The organism is Streptomyces griseobrunneus (assembly GCF_046713465.1).
GTDB classification, from domain to species: Bacteria; Actinomycetota; Actinomycetes; order Streptomycetales; family Streptomycetaceae; genus Streptomyces; species Streptomyces microflavus.
The window spans coordinates 1,926,558-1,943,105 of record NZ_CP177080.1 but is presented as its reverse complement, the minus strand read 5'-3'; the positions used below and the strand labels follow the sequence as shown (position 1 = coordinate 1,943,105).

14 protein-coding genes are annotated in these 16,548 nt (G+C 70.9%); 10 read left to right on the top strand and 4 right to left on the bottom strand.

Going from position 1 to position 16,548, the window contains the following annotated elements; all coding sequences use genetic code 11:
- Nucleotides 1–23 precede the first annotated feature (23 nt).
- From dxr to ACK8N7_RS08375, 6 genes are all read left to right on the top strand, one after another.
- Complete coding sequence (dxr, locus tag ACK8N7_RS08400) at nucleotides 24–1,277, top strand: 1-deoxy-D-xylulose-5-phosphate reductoisomerase (protein ID WP_355086720.1); 1,254 nt, start codon at nucleotides 24–26, stop codon at nucleotides 1,275–1,277.
- The gene (locus ACK8N7_RS08395; protein ID WP_500441729.1) at nucleotides 1,274–2,584 is read left to right on the top strand and encodes a M50 family metallopeptidase; all 1,311 of its coding nucleotides are present in this window, start codon (nucleotides 1,274–1,276) and stop codon (nucleotides 2,582–2,584) included. The genes dxr and ACK8N7_RS08395 overlap by 4 nt, the downstream gene beginning before the upstream one ends.
- A gap of 200 nt (nucleotides 2,585–2,784) precedes the next feature.
- The gene (gene ispG, locus ACK8N7_RS08390; protein WP_403215192.1) at nucleotides 2,785–3,939 is read left to right on the top strand and encodes a flavodoxin-dependent (E)-4-hydroxy-3-methylbut-2-enyl-diphosphate synthase; all 1,155 of its coding nucleotides are present in this window, start codon (nucleotides 2,785–2,787) and stop codon (nucleotides 3,937–3,939) included.
- 166 nt (nucleotides 3,940–4,105) lie between these two features.
- Nucleotides 4,106–4,948, top strand: a complete 843-nt coding sequence (locus tag ACK8N7_RS08385) for a GNAT family N-acetyltransferase (RefSeq protein ID WP_403215283.1) — start codon at nucleotides 4,106–4,108, stop codon at nucleotides 4,946–4,948.
- Between the two features lie 71 nt (nucleotides 4,949–5,019).
- Nucleotides 5,020–5,586, top strand: a complete 567-nt coding sequence (locus ACK8N7_RS08380; RefSeq protein WP_403215194.1) for a GNAT family N-acetyltransferase — start codon at nucleotides 5,020–5,022, stop codon at nucleotides 5,584–5,586.
- Between the two features lie 238 nt (nucleotides 5,587–5,824).
- The gene (locus ACK8N7_RS08375) at nucleotides 5,825–7,528 is read left to right on the top strand and encodes a proline--tRNA ligase (protein ID WP_403215196.1); all 1,704 of its coding nucleotides are present in this window, start codon (nucleotides 5,825–5,827) and stop codon (nucleotides 7,526–7,528) included.
- A 72-nt stretch (nucleotides 7,529–7,600) separates the two neighbouring features.
- Here ACK8N7_RS08375 and ACK8N7_RS08370 read toward each other — a convergent pair whose 3' ends face one another.
- The 4 genes from ACK8N7_RS08370 to ACK8N7_RS08355 all read right to left on the bottom strand — a co-directional run bounded on the left by ACK8N7_RS08370 (nucleotide 7,601) and on the right by ACK8N7_RS08355 (nucleotide 11,057).
- Nucleotides 7,601–8,836 carry an IS30 family transposase gene (locus ACK8N7_RS08370; protein ID WP_500445639.1) on the bottom strand — a complete coding sequence of 412 codons (1,236 nt, stop codon included), beginning with the start codon at nucleotides 8,834–8,836 and terminating at the stop codon, nucleotides 7,601–7,603.
- Nucleotides 8,837–9,083: 247 nt separating this feature from the next.
- Nucleotides 9,084–10,001 carry an aminoglycoside phosphotransferase family protein gene (locus tag ACK8N7_RS08365; RefSeq protein WP_403215198.1) on the bottom strand — a complete coding sequence of 306 codons (918 nt, stop codon included), beginning with the start codon at nucleotides 9,999–10,001 and terminating at the stop codon, nucleotides 9,084–9,086.
- 28 nt (nucleotides 10,002–10,029) lie between these two features.
- The gene (locus ACK8N7_RS08360) at nucleotides 10,030–10,542 is read right to left on the bottom strand and encodes a ferritin-like domain-containing protein (RefSeq protein WP_500441725.1); all 513 of its coding nucleotides are present in this window, start codon (nucleotides 10,540–10,542) and stop codon (nucleotides 10,030–10,032) included.
- Nucleotides 10,539–11,057: a hypothetical protein gene (locus ACK8N7_RS08355; RefSeq protein ID WP_500441724.1), complete on the bottom strand. Its 519-nt coding sequence runs from the start codon at nucleotides 11,055–11,057 to the stop codon at nucleotides 10,539–10,541. The genes ACK8N7_RS08360 and ACK8N7_RS08355 overlap by 4 nt, the downstream gene beginning before the upstream one ends.
- Before the next feature lie 176 nt (nucleotides 11,058–11,233).
- On the opposite strand from ACK8N7_RS08355, the gene rimP reads away from it, so the two are divergent.
- From rimP to infB, 4 genes are all read left to right on the top strand, one after another.
- The gene (rimP, locus tag ACK8N7_RS08350) at nucleotides 11,234–11,737 is read left to right on the top strand and encodes a ribosome maturation factor RimP (protein WP_099130015.1); all 504 of its coding nucleotides are present in this window, start codon (nucleotides 11,234–11,236) and stop codon (nucleotides 11,735–11,737) included.
- Nucleotides 11,738–11,739: 2 nt separating this feature from the next.
- On the top strand, nucleotides 11,740–12,780 hold the full coding sequence (nusA, locus tag ACK8N7_RS08345) for a transcription termination factor NusA (protein WP_015611815.1): 1,041 nt from the start codon (nucleotides 11,740–11,742) through the stop codon (nucleotides 12,778–12,780).
- Between the two features lie 113 nt (nucleotides 12,781–12,893).
- Nucleotides 12,894–13,172 (top strand): YlxR family protein, encoded by a 279-nt coding sequence (locus ACK8N7_RS08340; RefSeq protein WP_403215204.1) that lies wholly within the window; start codon nucleotides 12,894–12,896, stop codon nucleotides 13,170–13,172.
- A 148-nt stretch (nucleotides 13,173–13,320) separates the two neighbouring features.
- Entirely contained in the window at nucleotides 13,321–16,482 is a 3,162-nt protein-coding gene (gene infB, locus ACK8N7_RS08335) for a translation initiation factor IF-2 (protein ID WP_403215206.1), read from the top strand.
- Nucleotides 16,483–16,548: the final 66 nt, after the last annotated feature.

Genomic DNA, 16,548 nt, shown 5'->3' with positions numbered 1-16,548 from the left:
GCCGGAGCGGCAACAATGGGGGCATGAGCGACAGCCCAGCCCCCCTCGCCGATCCGCACCTTCTCTTCGACACCGCGGACGGCCGCCGGGATCTCGTGATCCTCGGCTCCACCGGGTCCATCGGCACCCAGGCCATCGACCTGGTCCTGCGCAACCCCGACCGCTTCCGGGTCACCGCGCTCTCGGCCGCCGGCGGCCGGGTCGCCCTCCTCGCCGAACAGGCACACCTCCTGCGCGTGAGCACGGTCGCCGTCGCCGACAAGGACGCGGTCCCCGCCCTGCGCGAGGCGCTGCGCGAGAGGTACGGGGCCGGGGAGCCGCTCCCCGAGATCCTCGCCGGACCCGACGCGGCGGCCACCCTTGCCGCGAGCGACTGCCACACCGTGCTCAACGGGATCACCGGCTCCATCGGGCTCGCCCCCACGCTCGCCGCACTGAAGGCGGGCCGCACGCTCGCCCTCGCCAACAAGGAGTCGCTGATCGTCGGCGGCCCGCTGGTGAAGGAGCTGGCCGCCCCCGGCCAGATCATCCCGGTCGACTCCGAGCACGCCGCGCTCTTCCAGGCGCTGGCGGCCGGCAAGCGGGCCGATGTCCGCAAGCTCGTCGTCACCGCGTCCGGCGGGCCCTTCCGGGGCCGTACGCGCGAGGAACTGGCCGACGTCACCCGGGAGCAGGCCCTCTCCCACCCCACCTGGGCGATGGGCCCGGTCATCACGATCAACTCCGCGACGCTGGTCAACAAGGGTCTTGAGGTCATCGAGGCGCACCTCCTCTACGACATCCCCTTCGACCGGATCGAGGTCGTGGTCCACCCGCAGTCGTACGTGCACTCCATGGTCGAGTTCACCGACGGCTCGACCCTCGCCCAGGCCACCCCGCCCGACATGGGCGGCCCCATCGCCATCGGCCTCGGCTGGCCCGAGCGGGTCCCCGACGCGGCCCCCGCCTTCGACTGGTCCAAGGCCTCCACCTGGGAGTTCTTCCCGCTGGACACCGAGGCCTTCCCCTCGGTCGGACTCGCCCGCCACGTCGGTACGCTCGGTTCCACGGCGCCCGCCGTCTTCAACGCGGCGAACGAGGAATGCGTCGACGCCTTCCTCGCCGGACAGCTGCCCTTCAACGGAATCATGGATACGGTCACCGCTGTGGTGTCCGAACACGGCACCCCCGCCCCGGGAACCCCGCTCAGCCTCGCGGACGTCCTCGAAGCGGAAACCTGGGCCCGCGCAAGGGCCCGGGAACTCTCGGCGAAAGCGACAGCGGAGGCGCGCGCATGAGTCTGACCTCGATCCTGCTGACGGTCCTGGGGATCGCCGTCTTCGTCGTGGGCCTGCTGTTCTCCATCGCCTGGCACGAGCTGGGCCACCTCTCCACGGCCAAGATGTTCGGCATCCGGGTCCCGCAGTACATGGTCGGATTCGGCCCCACGCTCTGGTCGAAGCAGAAGGGCGACACCGAGTACGGCATCAAGGCCATCCCGGCCGGCGGCTACATCCGCATGATCGGGATGTTCCCGCCCGGCGCCGACGGCCGCATCGAAGCGCGCTCCACCTCACCCTGGCGCGGCATGATCGAGGACGCCCGCTCCGCCGCGTACGAGGAGCTCGAACCCGGCGACGAGAAGCGCCTCTTCTACACGCGCAAGCCGTGGAAGCGCGTCATCGTGATGTTCGCCGGTCCGTTCATGAACCTGATCCTCGCGGTCGCGATCTTCATGGGCGTCGCGATGACCTTCGGCTTCCAGACGCAGACCACCGAGGTCGACGGCGTACAGCAGTGCGTGATCGCGCAGAGTGAGAAGCGCGAGACCTGCAAGGCCTCCGACGGGGTCTCCCCGGCCAAGGCCGCGGGCCTGAAGGAGGGGGACAAGATCGTCGCCTTCGACGGCCAGAGGGTCGACGACTGGGCGACGCTCTCGGACCGCATCCGCCGGACCATCGGCCCCGCCACGATCACCGTCGAGCGCGGCGGCCAGGAAGTCACCCTCAACGCCGTCCTGCGCGAGAACGCCGTCTCGAAGAAGGACGCCAACGGGGACCCCATTCCCAACGAGTACATCAAGGCGGGTTACCTCGGCTTCGCCGCCAAGGCCGAGATCGTGCCGCTCTCCTTCGGCGACGCCGTCGTGCGCATGGGCGACATGATCGAGAACGGCGTCGACGCGATCATCGCGCTGCCCTCCAAGATCCCGGCCCTGTGGGACGCCGCCTTCAGCGACGGCGAACGCGCCGACGACTCACCGGTGGGCGTGGTCGGTGCGGCCCGGATCGGCGGCGAGGTGATGAACCTCGACATCCCGGCCCAGAACCAGGTCGCGATGATGCTGTTCCTGCTCGCGGGCTTCAACCTGTCGCTGTTCCTCTTCAACATGCTGCCGCTGCTCCCGCTGGACGGCGGGCACATCGCGGGCGCGCTCTGGGAGTCGCTGCGGCGCAATCTGGCCAAGGTCTTCCGGCGCCCAGACCCGGGCCCGTTCGACGTGGCCAAGCTGATGCCGGTCGCCTATGTGGTCGCCGGACTCTTCATCTGCTTCACGCTGCTGGTCCTGGTGGCCGACATCGTGAACCCGGTCAAGATCAGCTGAGTGCCTCTCACATCTGCCTCTCACATCACCGCCCCTTCCGTCCCACAGGTGACCACCGGGCACACGTGTCGTGTCCGGTCGGTCACCTTCCGGTTGACTTGTCCATTCGGTGCGTGCGTCCCGGCTCCGGTGCCGTAACCTCGAAGCCTGGAGCCCGCCGACATCGGGACCTTGATCCACACCTTGGGGATGCACAGCGCATGACTGCGATTTCTCTCGGAATGCCGGCCGTTCCGACCAAGCTCGCCGACCGAAGGGTCAGCCGACAGATCCAGGTCGGCTCGGTCGCGGTCGGCGGCGACGCGCCCGTTTCCGTGCAGTCGATGACGACGACACGTACGTCGGACATCGGTGCCACGCTCCAGCAGATCGCCGAGCTGACGGCGTCCGGCTGCCAGATCGTCCGGGTCGCCTGCCCGACCCAGGACGACGCCGACGCCCTCTCCACGATCGCCCGGAAGTCGCAGATCCCGGTGATCGCCGACATCCACTTCCAGCCGAAGTACGTCTTCGCCGCGATCGACGCGGGCTGTGCGGCGGTCCGTGTGAACCCCGGCAACATCAAGCAGTTCGACGACAAGGTCAAGGAGATCGCGAAGGCGGCCTCCGAGACCCGCACCCCGATCCGGATCGGCGTCAACGCCGGCTCCCTGGACGCGCGGCTCCTGAAGAAGTACGGCAAGGCCACCCCCGAGGCCCTCGTCGAGTCGGCCCTGTGGGAGGCGTCCCTCTTCGAGGAGCACGGCTTCGGCGACATCAAGATCTCGGTCAAGCACAACGACCCGGTCGTGATGGTCAACGCCTACCGTCAGCTCGCCGCCCAGAGCGACTACCCGCTCCACCTCGGCGTCACCGAGGCCGGACCGGCGTTCCAGGGCACGATCAAGTCGGCCGTCGCGTTCGGCGCCCTGCTCTCCGAGGGCATCGGCGACACCATCCGCGTCTCCCTCTCGGCCCCGCCGACCGAGGAGGTCAAGGTGGGCCTGCAGATCCTGGAGGCGCTGAACCTGAAGCAGCGCCGCCTGGAGATCGTCTCCTGCCCGTCCTGCGGCCGCGCCCAGGTCGACGTCTACAAGCTCGCCGACCAGGTCAGCGCCGGCCTGGAGGGCATGGAGGTCCCGCTGCGCGTCGCGGTCATGGGCTGCGTCGTCAACGGCCCCGGCGAGGCCCGCGAGGCCGACCTCGGTGTCGCCTCCGGCAACGGCAAGGGCCAGATCTTCGTCAAGGGCGAGGTCATCAAGACCGTCCCCGAGTCGAAGATCGTCGAGACCCTCATCGAGGAAGCCCTGAAGATCGCCGAGCAGATGGAGAAGGACGGCATCGCCTCCGGCGAGCCCCAGGTCTCCATCAGCTGACCTGCCCCTTTGCGCATCATCGCCGCCCCGCCGAGCCCCGCGCCCGGCGGGGCGGCGGCGTATCCCAGGCGTATCCCGGAGCCCTCTCCCGGGCCCGGGCAGCGTTCCAGGGCCTTGTTGGGTACAGTGCGGAAATCAGCAGACCGCATGGTGAGGCCCCCTCGTGTTGACGCAGACCACCACCCGGGTCCTCGAACCCAGCGACCTCGGCGCAGCGCTCGCCATCCTGGAGAGCGAGCCCGTGGTCAACGCCTTCGTCGCGTCCCGCGTGCAGGTCGCGGGGCTCGACCCCTGGCGCCTCGGCGGCGAGATGTGGGGCTGGTACGCCGACGGCAGGCTCCGCTCCCTCTGCTACGCCGGCGCCAACCTCGTCCCCATCTGCGCCGGCCCCGAAGCCGTACGCGCCTTCGCCGACCGGGCCCGCAGGGCCGGCCGCCGCTGCTCCTCGATCGTCGGCCCCGCCGAACCCACCGCCCTGCTGTGGCGGCTCCTGGAGCCCGGCTGGGGCCCCGCCCGCGAGGTCCGCGCCAACCAGCCCCTCATGGTCACCGAGAGCCCCTCCGCCGATGTGACCCCCGACCCGCTGGTCCGCCGCATCCGCAAGGACGAGACCGAGGTCCTGATGCCGGCCTGCGTGGCGATGTTCACCGAGGAGGTCGGGATCTCCCCGCTGGCCGGGGACGGCGGACTCCTCTACCAGGCCCGGGTCGCCGAACTCATCGGCGCCGGCCGCTCCTTCGCCCGGATCGACGACGGCAAGGTCGTCTTCAAGGCCGAGATCGGCGCCGCCACCACCCAGGCCTGCCAGATCCAGGGCGTCTGGGTCGCCCCCGAACACCGCGGCAAGGGCCTCTCCGAGACCGGCATGGCCGCCGTCCTGCTCTACGCCCTGGCCGATGTCGCCCCCATCGTCAGCCTGTACGTGAACGACTACAACACCCCCGCCCGCAAGGCCTACCGCCGCGTCGGCTTCCGCGAGACGGGCACCTTCATGAGCGTCCTGTTCTGAACAGCCCGTACGGGGCCCTTGCCGGCCTCCGCGCGTTCCGGCCCGCCCACTACGGCCAGTAGGGTTCGCGCATGGCACCAGCAGTCACCGGGAACGGCCCCGCCCACCCCGGCACCGAGGTCGGCCCGATCGACCTGGCCGCACGCGTCGACGAAGCCCTCCACGTCCAGGCGGCGGCCTTCGGGCTCAGCCAGGACGAGATCGACGTACGCCGCCACATCGTCCTGCGCCACCTCGACCACCCCGAGGCCCGCGCGCTCGGCGCCCTCACCCCCGACGGGCGGCTAGTCGGCTTCGTCTACGGGCTGCCCAACGACCGCGCCCACTGGTGGTCCACCGTCGTCGAGCCCTACCTCAGGGCCACCGGCTCCGACGGCTGGCTCGACGACTCCTTCGTCATCACCGAGCTCCACGTCCACCCCGACCACCAGCAGCACGGCATCGGCCGCACCCTGATCACCGCCATCACCGACGCCGTCCCGCACCCCCGGTCGATCCTCTCCGCCATCGACAGGGACAGCCCGGCCCGCGCCCTCTACCACGCGCTCGGCTACCGCGACCTGGCCCGCCAGGTGGTCTTCCCCAGTGCCCCGCTGCCGTACGCGGTGATGGGCGCGCCCCTCCCGCTGCTGCGGTAGGGCCTCTCGTCTGGATCAGGCCGGGCTCGCGGGGTCCGGCACGCGCATCTGCGGCGTTGTCGTCAATCACCAACGCTCCGCGTTGCCTCAATCCTCCGCCTTGCAGCTGCACGCACCGGACCCCGCTCCCTGATCCGGCCTGATCCAGACGAGAGGCCCTCAGCGCTGAATGGATTTCCGCCTGCCCGCACCGCCCGGCTAACCTCGGGCTCACCACCCTTGCGAGCAGGAGTTCATCATGGCCCAGGTCCAGCGCATGTCCCGATTGATGATCAAGACACTGCGCGACGACCCGGCGGACGCCGAGACGCTCAGCCACAAGCTGCTGGTCCGCGCCGGGTACGTGCGCCGCAACGCGGCCGGCATCTGGTCCTGGCTGCCGCTCGGCAAGAAGGTCCTGGACAACATCTCCAACGTGGTCCGCGAGGAGATGGACGCCATCGGCGCCCAGGAGGTCCTGCTGCCCGCCCTGCTGCCCAAGGAGCCCTACGAGGCGTCCGGCCGCTGGGACGAGTACGGCGACCTGCTCTTCCGCCTCAAGGACCGCAAGGGCGGCGACTACCTCCTCGGCCCGACCCACGAGGAGATCTTCACCCAGACCGTCAAGGACCAGTGCACGTCCTACAAGGACCTGCCGGTGATGCTCTACCAGATCCAGACGAAGTACCGCGACGAAGCCCGCCCCCGCTCCGGCGTCCTCCGCGGCCGCGAGTTCCAGATGAAGGACTCGTACAGCTTCGACACCACCGACGAGGGCCTCGCGCACTCCTACGCCCTGCACCGGGCCGCGTACATCAAGATCTTCGAGCGCCTCGGCCTGGACCACCGCATCGTCTCCGCCGTCTCCGGCGCGATGGGCGGCTCGGCCTCCGAGGAGTTCCTCGCGCCCGCCGCCGCCGGTGAGGACACCTTCGCGGACTGTCCGAACTGCGACTACGCCGCCAACACCGAGGCCGTGACCTTCGCGCTCGCCCCGGTCGACGGCTCGGCGCACGGCGCGGTCGAGGAGCTGGACACCCCCGACACCCCGACCATCGAGACGCTCGCCGCGCACCTGGGCGTCCCCGCCTCGGCCACCCTGAAGAACCTGCTGGTCAAGGTGGACGGCGAGATCGTCGCCGTCGGCGTCCCCGGCCACCGCGAGGTCGACCTCGGCAAGCTCGGCGAGCACCTCGCCCCCGCCGTCGTCGAGCTGGTCACCGCCGAGGACTTCGTCGGCCGTGACGACCTCGTACGCGGCTACGTCGGCCCGCAGGGCCTGGAGAAGGTCCGCTACCTCGCCGACCCCCGCATCGCCCCCGGCACCGCCTGGATCACCGGCGCCAACCAGGAGGGCAGGCACGCGAAGAACGTCGTCGCGGGCCGCGACTTCGAGGTCGACCAGTACCTCGACGTCGTCGTGGTCGAGGACGGCGACCCCTGCCCCAAGTGCGGCACCGGCCTCACCCTGGACCGCGCCATCGAGATCGGCCACATCTTCCAGCTCGGCCGCAAGTACGCCGACACCTTCCAGCTCGACGTGCTGGGCCAGCAGGGCAAGCCCGTCCGCGTCACGATGGGCTCGTACGGCATCGGCGTCTCCCGCGCGGTGGCCGCCCTCACCGAGCAGACCGCCGACGACAAGGGCCTGTGCTGGCCCCGCGAGATCGCCCCGGCCGACGTCCACGTCGTCGCCGCGGGCAAGGCGCTCCAGACCGAGCTGGCCCTCGACGTCTCGGAGAAGCTCAACGCGGCGGGCCTGCGGGTCCTGGTCGACGACCGCCCCGGCGTCTCGCCCGGCGTGAAGTTCACCGACTCCGAGCTCATCGGCGTGCCGAAGATCCTGGTCGCGGGCCGCCGCTCCGCCGACGGCGTCCTGGAGCTGAAGGACCGCCGCACCGGCGAGCGCGAGGAGCTGACCGTGGACGAGGCGATCGCCCGCCTCACGGCCGACCTGGCCTGATCGGTACATCGCGTACGAGGAGGCCCCCGCACACCGCTTGGGTTCCAGGGGTCATCGCAACACCACTTGGTTTTAGGTGGTGAGTAGATCACGTAGACGCTCGGCTGGGGTATCCCAGTCGAGCGTCTTGCGTGGGCGGCCGTTGAGTTCCTGGGCGACGTGTTCGAGGTCTTCGGGGCTGTGGAGGCTGAGGTCGGTGGCTTTGGGGAAGTACTGGCGGAGCAGGCCGTTGGTGTTCTCGTTGGAGCCGCGTTGCCAGGGTGAGGCGGGGTTGCAGAAGTAGACGGGCATGCCGGTGGCCAGGGTGAACTGCTGGTGGCGTGCCATCTCGCTTCCCTGGTCCCAGGTGAGCGATCCCCGCAGATGTGCGGGCAGGGTCTGGATGGTGCGGACGAGGCCGTCACGGACGGTTTCGGCGTCGTGGGCTCCGCCGGGCAGGTGGACCAGCATGGTGTAGCGGGTGCTCCGCTCGACCAGGGTGGCGATCGCGGAGCGGCTGCTGGCTCCGATGATCAGGTCGCCTTCCCAGTGCCCGGGAACGGCCCGGTCCTCGATAGCGGCGGGACGATCGCTGATCATGACCATTGGGTCGGTGAACCGTGGCGTGCGCCGCTCGGGGTCCCGGCGTGCTTTGCGGCGGGTGCGACCGGAGCGGATTGCTGCCTGCACTTCCCGCTTCAGGCCGCCACGGGCCTGGAAATACAGTGCCTGGTAGATCGTTTCCACGCTCACCCGCATGCTCTGGTCGTCGGGATGCTCCTTGCGCAGAGCGTGGCAGATCTGCTCCGGCGACCATCGTGTCCGCAAGCCGTCCTGGACGAAGCGGCGCAGCCGGCTCTCGCGTAGCAGCTTGCGGTCCTTGGGCCGGGGCCGGCGTGCTGCGGCTGCGCGGTGGGCCGCATAGGGCTGATAGCCCTCGACGCCCGAGTTCGCATCGATCTCCCGCTTGATCGTGCTGGCGGGCCGGCCCAGGGCGCGTCCGATCGCCCGCAGCGAGTGGCCCACCGCGAGCAGATCCCGGATCCGCTCGCGCTCGGAAAGAGCCAGGAACCTGGGGTGCAGCTGCTTGTCCAGGGTCGCCAGACCCATCGATGCTGTGGTCACACCGAACATCGTGGCGGTCCCCGCCGCGTAATCGACACGGCGGCCGTCGGCGTAGGTCCGCGTGGTGCGAGTTTTCTTGACGCCCTGGTCCCAGTCCCTGGCTGTGCGCCTGTTCACCCCGATGCGCCGGGCCGCCTCGGACTGCGAGGCGCCCGTGGCCCGCAATTGCTCGTACTCCTCCCGCCGCGGATGCCGCCGCGGCAGACGTACCGACCCGCGACCGGATCTCCGAGCCCAACCGAACGCCGTGTTCCGGTTCACACCCAGCTCACGCGCCACCACCGTCACGTTCCCCACGGCATCCAGCCGTGCAAGGAAACGCTCCTTCAACCCCGCAAGATCAACCCGCTCAACGGCCACGGTCCTCGCAACTCCCACAGATCGTGGGTGTTGCGAGGACCGTTAGAACCCAAGCCGTGTGCGGGGGCCTCCTCGTACGTACGGCGAACCGCTACAGCCAGCCCGCGAACTCCAGGTTGACCTCGCCCATCTGCCGCCGCCCCTCGGCCAGCGCACGGGTCCCCGACTCGACCGCCCGGAACAGCGTCCAGCCGTGCAGCCGCGCCTGCTCCACCTCCAGTGACTCCGCCAGCCTCTTGACCCGCCGCCGCGCCGTCACCGGGCCGCCCGGGGAGGCGATCAGATCCTCCACCCGGTCCCGCACCAGCCGGGCCAGGTCGTAGGCGCGCTCGCCCACCAGCGGCTCCGGACCCACCGTCAGCCATGGGGCGCGCTCGCCGGAGAGCACCTTGCTCTGGCGGAAGTTGCCGTGCAGGAGCAGGAGTTCGGGGGAGCCCTCCACCAGTTCCGTACGGGCCGCGAGGGCCGCGTCCACCAGGGGCGCGAGCGCCGGATCGGCCGCCGCGGCCGCCCGCATCCCCTCGGTCTGCCGTCCGGTCCGCTCGGCCACGGTCTCGAAGGGGTGGCCGGCGGGCGGCTCGACCCACAGCCGCCGGACCGTGCCCGCCGCCTCAAGGAGGGCCTTGGCCTCCGGCAGCGAGCGCAGCGACACCTCGTGGTGGAGCCGCTCCAGCAGCAGGGCCCCCGACGCGTCGGACTCCGGGGCCTCCAGCAGCTTCACCGCGCCCCAGCCGTTCCAGTGCGCCAGCGCCGCCCGCTCCTGCTCGGGTTCGGCGCGCGGCGGGGCGATCTTCAGCGCGGCCGGGGTCCCGTCGGCCCGCCGCACCAGGAGCACCAGGGCGCTCCGCCCGCCGGGGGCGGCCACCCGCTCCACGGAGAGGCCCGGCCCGGCGGCATCGATCGCCTGTTCGGTGAGCGTGGGGAGCCGGTCCAGCCATTCGGCCGCCGCACCGTCCCCGTACATCTCGCCGAGCGCGCGCACCAGGCGCTGCGGCGGTTCGAAACCCATACGTCCGTTGTTCCCTTTCCGTCCTTCGTCAGCCCTGGGGGGTGTCCGCTCCCGCGGCCTCCACCGGGCCCGTCGTCGCGGCCGGATCGGCGTCCGGGGCCCGCTCGGCGAGCCCCGGAAAGGCTACGTTGCCGCCCCGCCAGCGGGCCGCCCGCACGGCGGCCTCCCGCAGTGCGCCCGCCGCGTCGGCGCGCGCGGGCCCTTCGGTGGCCCGTACGAGATCGGAGCAGACACCCGCGATCCGGTCCTCCAGTACGGCGGCGAGCCGGAGTGCCGACGCGGTGTCGGCAACTGCGAAGGGCAGAGCGTACGCGGCGTCGGCGGCGACCGGCGCACCGCCCAGGTCACGCACGGTGCGCAGGAGCGCGTCCCGGCGTGCGCGGTGCCCGTCGTACGCCGCGCTCGCCTCGGTGCGCCGCTTCTCCGGGACCCGGGCGCCGAGCACGCCGTACCCGTAGACGGCCGCGTGTTCGGCGGCCAGCGCGGCCTGGGTGGCGGTGAGGGCGGGGGAGGGGGCCTCGTCCTCGGCGGGAAGGGTCATGACGAGGTCTCCTTGGCCAGTTCGGTCAGCAGGTAGGCGTGGGCCGCGGCCGCGGCCGCCACCGAGGCGAGCAGCCGGGCCAGCTCCGGTTCCGCGGTGAGCAGGGCCTCGGCGTGCGCGTCGGCTCGGCGGCGCTCGGCGGCGGCCAGCTCCTTGAGAGCGGCTTTCGCATCGGTGGAGACGGGACCGGCGGCGGGCGGGGCGGCTGCCTTCCCGCCACCCGCCGACAGGGCCTTGGTGTGCTCCCGTACGGCCGCCCGCAGGGGCGCCAGGCCCTCCGCGAGGTCCGGATGGGCCTCGGCTGCCAGGTCGTAGTGCGCGAGCGTCAGGGCGGCGGTGTGCGCAGCCGTCGTCCGCAGCTTCTTCTCGGCCCGGACCGCTTCGGCCTCGGTGCGGACGGGTCCGCTCCGGCCCGGGCTCCTGTCGTCGTCCCCGCAGCCGGTCAGCACCGCACCCAGTGCGAGAGCCCCCGTCGCGGTGAGCGCCCCCCTGCGGGTCGTCCCCGTGCGCCGCACGTTTCTCCTTCGGGCCGGGACCGATCCTGACAGGATCTGTCCTGAAGTGATCACCGCAGGCGAGCGTACCCGCGGCAACAGGGCAGGCGGACGGCAACACCCCTGGCGACCGGATACCCTTTGACCTGACACACGACGATCCCCACAACAGCACACGCGGCCGAGGAGTCACCCGGATGAGCACCACCCAGAGCGAGAGGCTGCGCGGGTTGCTGGAACCGCTCGTCAGCGCGCAGCAGCTGGACCTCGAGGAGATCGAGGTGTCCCGGGCCGGCCGACGTGGAGTGCTGCGGGTCATCGTGGACTCCGACGAGGGCGTGGAGCTGGACACCTGCGCGGAGCTGAGCCGCGAGATCTCCCAGAAGCTGGACGAGACCGACGCGATGGGCGAGGGCGAGTACGTCCTCGAAGTCAGCTCCCCCGGCGCGGACCGTCCGCTGACCGAGCACCGCCACTACGTACGCGCCACCGGCCGGCTGGCCAGGTTCCACCTCGCCGCCGACGGCTCCGGTGAGCTGGTCGCCCGCATCCTCGCCGTGGACGAGGACGGGCTGGACCTCGAAGTGCCCGGCGTCAAGGGCCGCAAGCCCACATCCCGCCGCCTCGCCTTCGACGAGATCGCCAAGGCGCGCGTGGAGATCGAATTCAACCGCAAGGACAAGAAGGAAGAGGAGGCGTAGCCGTGGACATCGATGTGAAGCTTTTGAAGGGCTTGGCGCAGGACAAGGAGATCCCCTTCGACGTGCTCGTCGCGGCGATCGAGTCGGCGCTCCTCATCGCGTACCACCGCACCGACGGCAGCCACCGCCGGGCGCGCGTGAAGCTCGACGAGAACGGCCACGTCACCGTGTGGGCCAAGGAGGACCCGGCCGACCTCGAAGAGGGCCAGGAGCCCAAGGAGTTCGACGACACCCCCTCCGGGTTCGGCCGGATCGCCGCGACCACCGCCAAGCAGGTCATCCTGCAGCGGCTGCGCGACGCCGAGGACGACCGCACCTTCGGGGAGTACGCGGGCCACGAGGGCGATGTCGTCACCGGCGTCGTCCAGCAGGGCAAGGACCCCAAGAACGTCCTGGTCGACATCGGCAAGATGGAAGCCATGCTTCCGGTCCAGGAGCAGGTCCCGGGCGAGGAGTACACCCACGGTCTGCGCCTTCGTACGTATGTCGTACGGGTCGCCAAGGGCGTCCGCGGTCCCTCGGTGACGCTCTCGCGCACCCACCCCAACCTGGTGAAGAAGCTCTTCGCGCTGGAGGTCCCCGAGATCGCGGACGGCTCCGTGGTCATCGAGGCCATCGCCCGCGAGGCCGGCCACCGCAGCAAGATCGCGGTCCGCTCCACCCGTTCGGGCCTCAACGCCAAGGGCGCCTGCATCGGCCCGATGGGCGGCCGTGTGCGCAATGTCATGGCCGAGCTGCACGGCGAGAAGATCGACATCGTGGACTGGTCGGACGACCCGGCCGAGATGGTCGCCAACGCCCTCTCGCCCGCCCGGGTGAGCAAGGTCGAGGTCGTCGACCTCGGCGCCCGCTCCGCCCGGGTCACCGTGCCCGACTACCAGCTGTCGCTGGCGATCGGCAAGGAGGGCCAGAACGCCCGCCTCGCCGCCCGCCTCACCGGCTGGCGCATCGACATCCGCCCCGACACCGAGACGGACGAAGAGCGCGAGAACGCCGACCGCGAGCGGGCCGAGCGGGCCCGGGAGCGCTCGGAAAGGCGTTGACCCGGAGCTGGTCCAGGGAATAGATCTTGGCCGTACGCCGCTGAGATCACGACAACATCCGTTCGATTTTTGCCCCAAAGAGGTGAGGTCGGTACGGGGAGGTAGACTTAAACGTGTCTGGCCGGACGCAAGCCCGCGCTTGCCCCGAGCGAACCTGTGTGGGATGCCGGGAGCGAGCGGCCAAGAGCGAGCTGCTGCGCATCGTGGTGGACGAGGGCGTCTGCGCCCCTGATCCACGCGGTACGCTGCCCGGCCGGGGTGCTTATGTGCACCGCACCTCTGTCTGTCTCGACCTGGCGGTTCGCCGCCGGGCATTCCCCCGGGCCTTCAAGGCCAAGGGGCCGTTCGACACCGCGGCACTCACGCGGTTCGTCGAGCGGGTGACACCGTAAGAAAGTGAACGGCACGGGACCCCGTGCGGTCAGGTACCTCGCGAGTTGGAAGTAGGTCGAGATTGCGATGAGCACTCGATGAGTACGCGATGAGTACGCCCATGAAGTAGCGACGGTCCGGCGGTAACCCGGACCTAAAAGGAGCGAAGTGGCTAAGGTCCGGGTATACGAACTCGCCAAGGAGTTCGGCGTAGAGAGCAAGGTCGTCATGGCCAAGCTCCAAGAACTCGGTGAATTCGTCCGTTCGGCGTCCTCGACGATCGAGGCGCCGGTTGTACGTAAGTTGACCGATGCACTGCAGGGGCCCGGTGGCAACGCCGGCAAGTCCGCTGCCAAGCCTGGCGCGCCCCGCAAGGCGACGCCCGCAAAGCCCGCAGCGCCCTCCCCGGCCGCCGCGGCACGTCCCGCTGCCCCGAAGCCCGGCGTCCCGGCTGCCAAGCCGGCCACGTCCGAGGCCCCGGAGAGCAGCGCCCCGGCAGAGCCTTCGGCTCCGTCGGCGGGCCCCCGTCCGGGTCCGAAGCCCGCGCCGAAGGCGGCCCCGGTGACCCCGGTCCCGGCCGCCGAGTTCTCGGCTCCGGCTCCGGCTCAGCCGGCCGCCCCCCAGCAGCCCCAGGCCCCGCGTCCCGCGGGTGCCACTCCCGGACCGCGTCCGGCCCGTCCGGCTCCGGCCGGCGGTCAGCGCGACGCCGGCCAGCGTGACGGTGGAGCCCGCGAGGGCGGCCAGCGTGACGGCGGCCGTGGCGGCGAGCGTGGCGGAGACCGCCCCGCACGCCCCGCGGGCCAGGGCGCCCCGCGCCCCGGCGGTACCCGTCCGGCCGGTCCCCGTCCGGGCAACAACCCCTTCACCTCCGGCGGTTCCACCGGCATGGCGCGCCCCTCGGCGCCCCGTCCCGGCGGTGCCCCGCGCCCCGGTGGCGGCTCGGAGCGCCCCGGCGCCCCGCGTCCCCAGGGCAGTGGCCCCGGCGGCGCCCCGCGTCCGCAGGGTGGTCAGGGTCAGGGCGGTGCCCGTCCGGCTCCGGGCGGCATGCCCCGCCCGCAGGCTCCGCGTCCCGGCGGCGGTCCCGCCGGTAACCGTCCGAACCCGGGCATGATGCCGCAGCGTCCCGCTGCGGGCCCGCGTCCCGGCGGTGGCCCCGGCGGTGGCCGTGGTCCCGGTGCCGGTGGCGGCGGTCGCCCCGGTGGCGGCGGCGCCGGTGCCGGTCGTCCCGGTGGCGGCGGCGGCGGTTTCGCCGGTCGTCCCGGTGGCGGTGGCGGCGGCTTCGCAGGCCGTCCGGCAGGTCCCGGTGGTGGCGGCGGCGGTGCCGGTCGTCCCGGTGGTGGCGGCGGCTTCGGCGGTCGTCCCGGCTTCGGCGGTCGTCCGGGTGGTCCCGGTGGCCGTGGTGGCACACAGGGTGCGTTCGGCCGTCCCGGCGGTCCGGCGCGTCGTGGTCGCAAGTCGAAGCGGCAGAGGCGCCAGGAGTACGAGTCCATGCAGGCCCCGTCGGTGGGCGGCGTCATGCTGCCCCGCGGCAACGGGCAGGCTGTGCGGCTGTCCCGCGGTGCTTCCCTCACGGACTTCGCGGAGAAGATCAACGCGAACCCGGCGTCGCTCGTCGGCGTGATGATGAACCTCGGCGAGATGGTCACGGCGACGCAGTCCGTTCCCGACGAGACGCTGAGGATGCTCGCGGACGAGATGAACTTCGTCCTCGAGATCGTCAGCCCCGAGGAGGAGGACCGCGAGCTGCTCGAGTCCTTCGACATCGAGTTCGGCGAGGACGAGGGCGGCGAAGAGGCCCTGGTCTCCCGTCCGCCGGTCGTGACCGTCATGGGTCACGTCGACCACGGTAAGACCCGACTGCTGGACGCGATCCGCAAGACGAACGTCATTGCGGGCGAGGCCGGCGGCATCACGCAGCACATCGGTGCGTACCAGGTCTCCTCCGAGGTCAACGGTGAGGACCGCAAGATCACCTTTATCGACACCCCGGGTCACGAGGCGTTCACCGCCATGCGTGCACGTGGTGCGAAGTCCACCGACATCGCGATCCTCGTGGTGGCGGCGAACGACGGTGTGATGCCCCAGACGATCGAGGCGCTGAACCACGCCAAGGCGGCCGATGTGCCGATCGTGGTCGCGGTCAACAAGATCGACGTCGAGGGTGCCGACCCGACCAAGGTGCGCGGTCAGCTCACCGAGTTCGGTCTGGTGGCCGAGGAGTACGGCGGCGACACGATGTTCGTCGACATCTCCGCCAAGCAGGGCCTCAACATCGAGGCGCTCCTGGAGGCCGTCGTCCTCACCGCCGACGCCTCGCTCGACCTGCGGGCCAACCCGGAGCAGGACGCGCAGGGTATTGCGATCGAGTCCCACCTCGACCGCGGTCGCGGTGCTGTCTCGACCGTCCTGGTCCAGCGCGGAACGCTGCGCATCGGTGACACGGTGGTCGTGGGCGACGCCTACGGCCGCGTGCGCGCCATGCTCGACGACAACGGTCAGAACGTGCAGGAAGCGGGTCCCTCGACCCCCGTCCTGGTGCTCGGTCTCACCAACGTCCCGGGCGCCGGCGACAACCTCCTGGTGGTCGACGAGGACCGTACGGCCCGTCAGATCGCCGAGAAGCGTGCCGCCCGTGAGCGCAACGCCAACTTCGCCCGCAAGGGCGTCCGGTTCTCCCTGGAGAACCTGGACGAGGCGCTCAAGGCCGGTCTGGTCCAGGAACTCAACCTCATCATCAAGGGCGACGCGTCCGGTTCGGTGGAGGCTCTCGAGTCCTCGCTGCTCCAGCTCGACGTCGGCGAAGAGGTCGACATCCGGATCCTGCACCGCGGTGTGGGTGCGGTCACCGAGTCGGACATCAACCTGGCGACGGGTTCCGACGCCATCGTGATCGGCTTCAACGTGCGCGCCGCAGGGCGTGCCGAGCAGATGGCCGAGCGCGAAGGTGTGGACGTCCGGTACTACTCGGTCATCTACCAGGCGATCGAAGAGATCGAAGCGGCCCTCAAGGGCATGCTCAAGCCGGAGTACGAAGAGGTCGAGCTCGGTACGGCGGAGATCCGCGAGATCTTCCGCTCGTCCAAGCTGGGCAACATCGCCGGTGTGCTGGTCCGCTCCGGCGAGGTCAAGCGCAACACCAAGGCGCGCCTGCTGCGCGATGGCAAGGTCATCGCGGAGAGCCTCAACATCTCCGGTCTGCGCCGCTTCAAGGACGACGTCACCGAGATCCGCGAAGGCTACGAGGGCGGTATCAACCTCGGAAACTTCAACGACATCAAGATCGACGACGTCATCGCGACGTACGAGATGCGCGAGAAGCCGCGAGGCTGATCCGCAAGGATTCGGCAGGGTCCCGGGGGTTCGCCCCCGGAACCCCGCCAGCACGATCGGGGCCGG

Excerpts from the sequence above, each read along its gene's own strand:
- dxr (WP_355086720.1), top strand. The coding sequence starts at position 24 with ATGAGCGACAGCCCAGCCCCCCTCGCCGATCCGCACCTTCTCTTCGAC.
- ACK8N7_RS08395 (WP_500441729.1), top strand. The coding sequence starts at position 1,274 with ATGAGTCTGACCTCGATCCTGCTGACGGTCCTGGGGATCGCCGTCTTC.
- ispG (WP_403215192.1), top strand. The coding sequence starts at position 2,785 with ATGACTGCGATTTCTCTCGGAATGCCGGCCGTTCCGACCAAGCTCGCC.
- ACK8N7_RS08380 (WP_403215194.1), top strand. The coding sequence starts at position 5,020 with ATGGCACCAGCAGTCACCGGGAACGGCCCCGCCCACCCCGGCACCGAG.
- ACK8N7_RS08375 (WP_403215196.1), top strand. The coding sequence starts at position 5,825 with ATGGCCCAGGTCCAGCGCATGTCCCGATTGATGATCAAGACACTGCGC.
- ACK8N7_RS08365 (WP_403215198.1), bottom strand. The coding sequence starts at position 10,001 with ATGGGTTTCGAACCGCCGCAGCGCCTGGTGCGCGCGCTCGGCGAGATG.
- ACK8N7_RS08360 (WP_500441725.1), bottom strand. The coding sequence starts at position 10,542 with ATGACCCTTCCCGCCGAGGACGAGGCCCCCTCCCCCGCCCTCACCGCC.
- rimP (WP_099130015.1), top strand. The coding sequence starts at position 11,234 with ATGAGCACCACCCAGAGCGAGAGGCTGCGCGGGTTGCTGGAACCGCTC.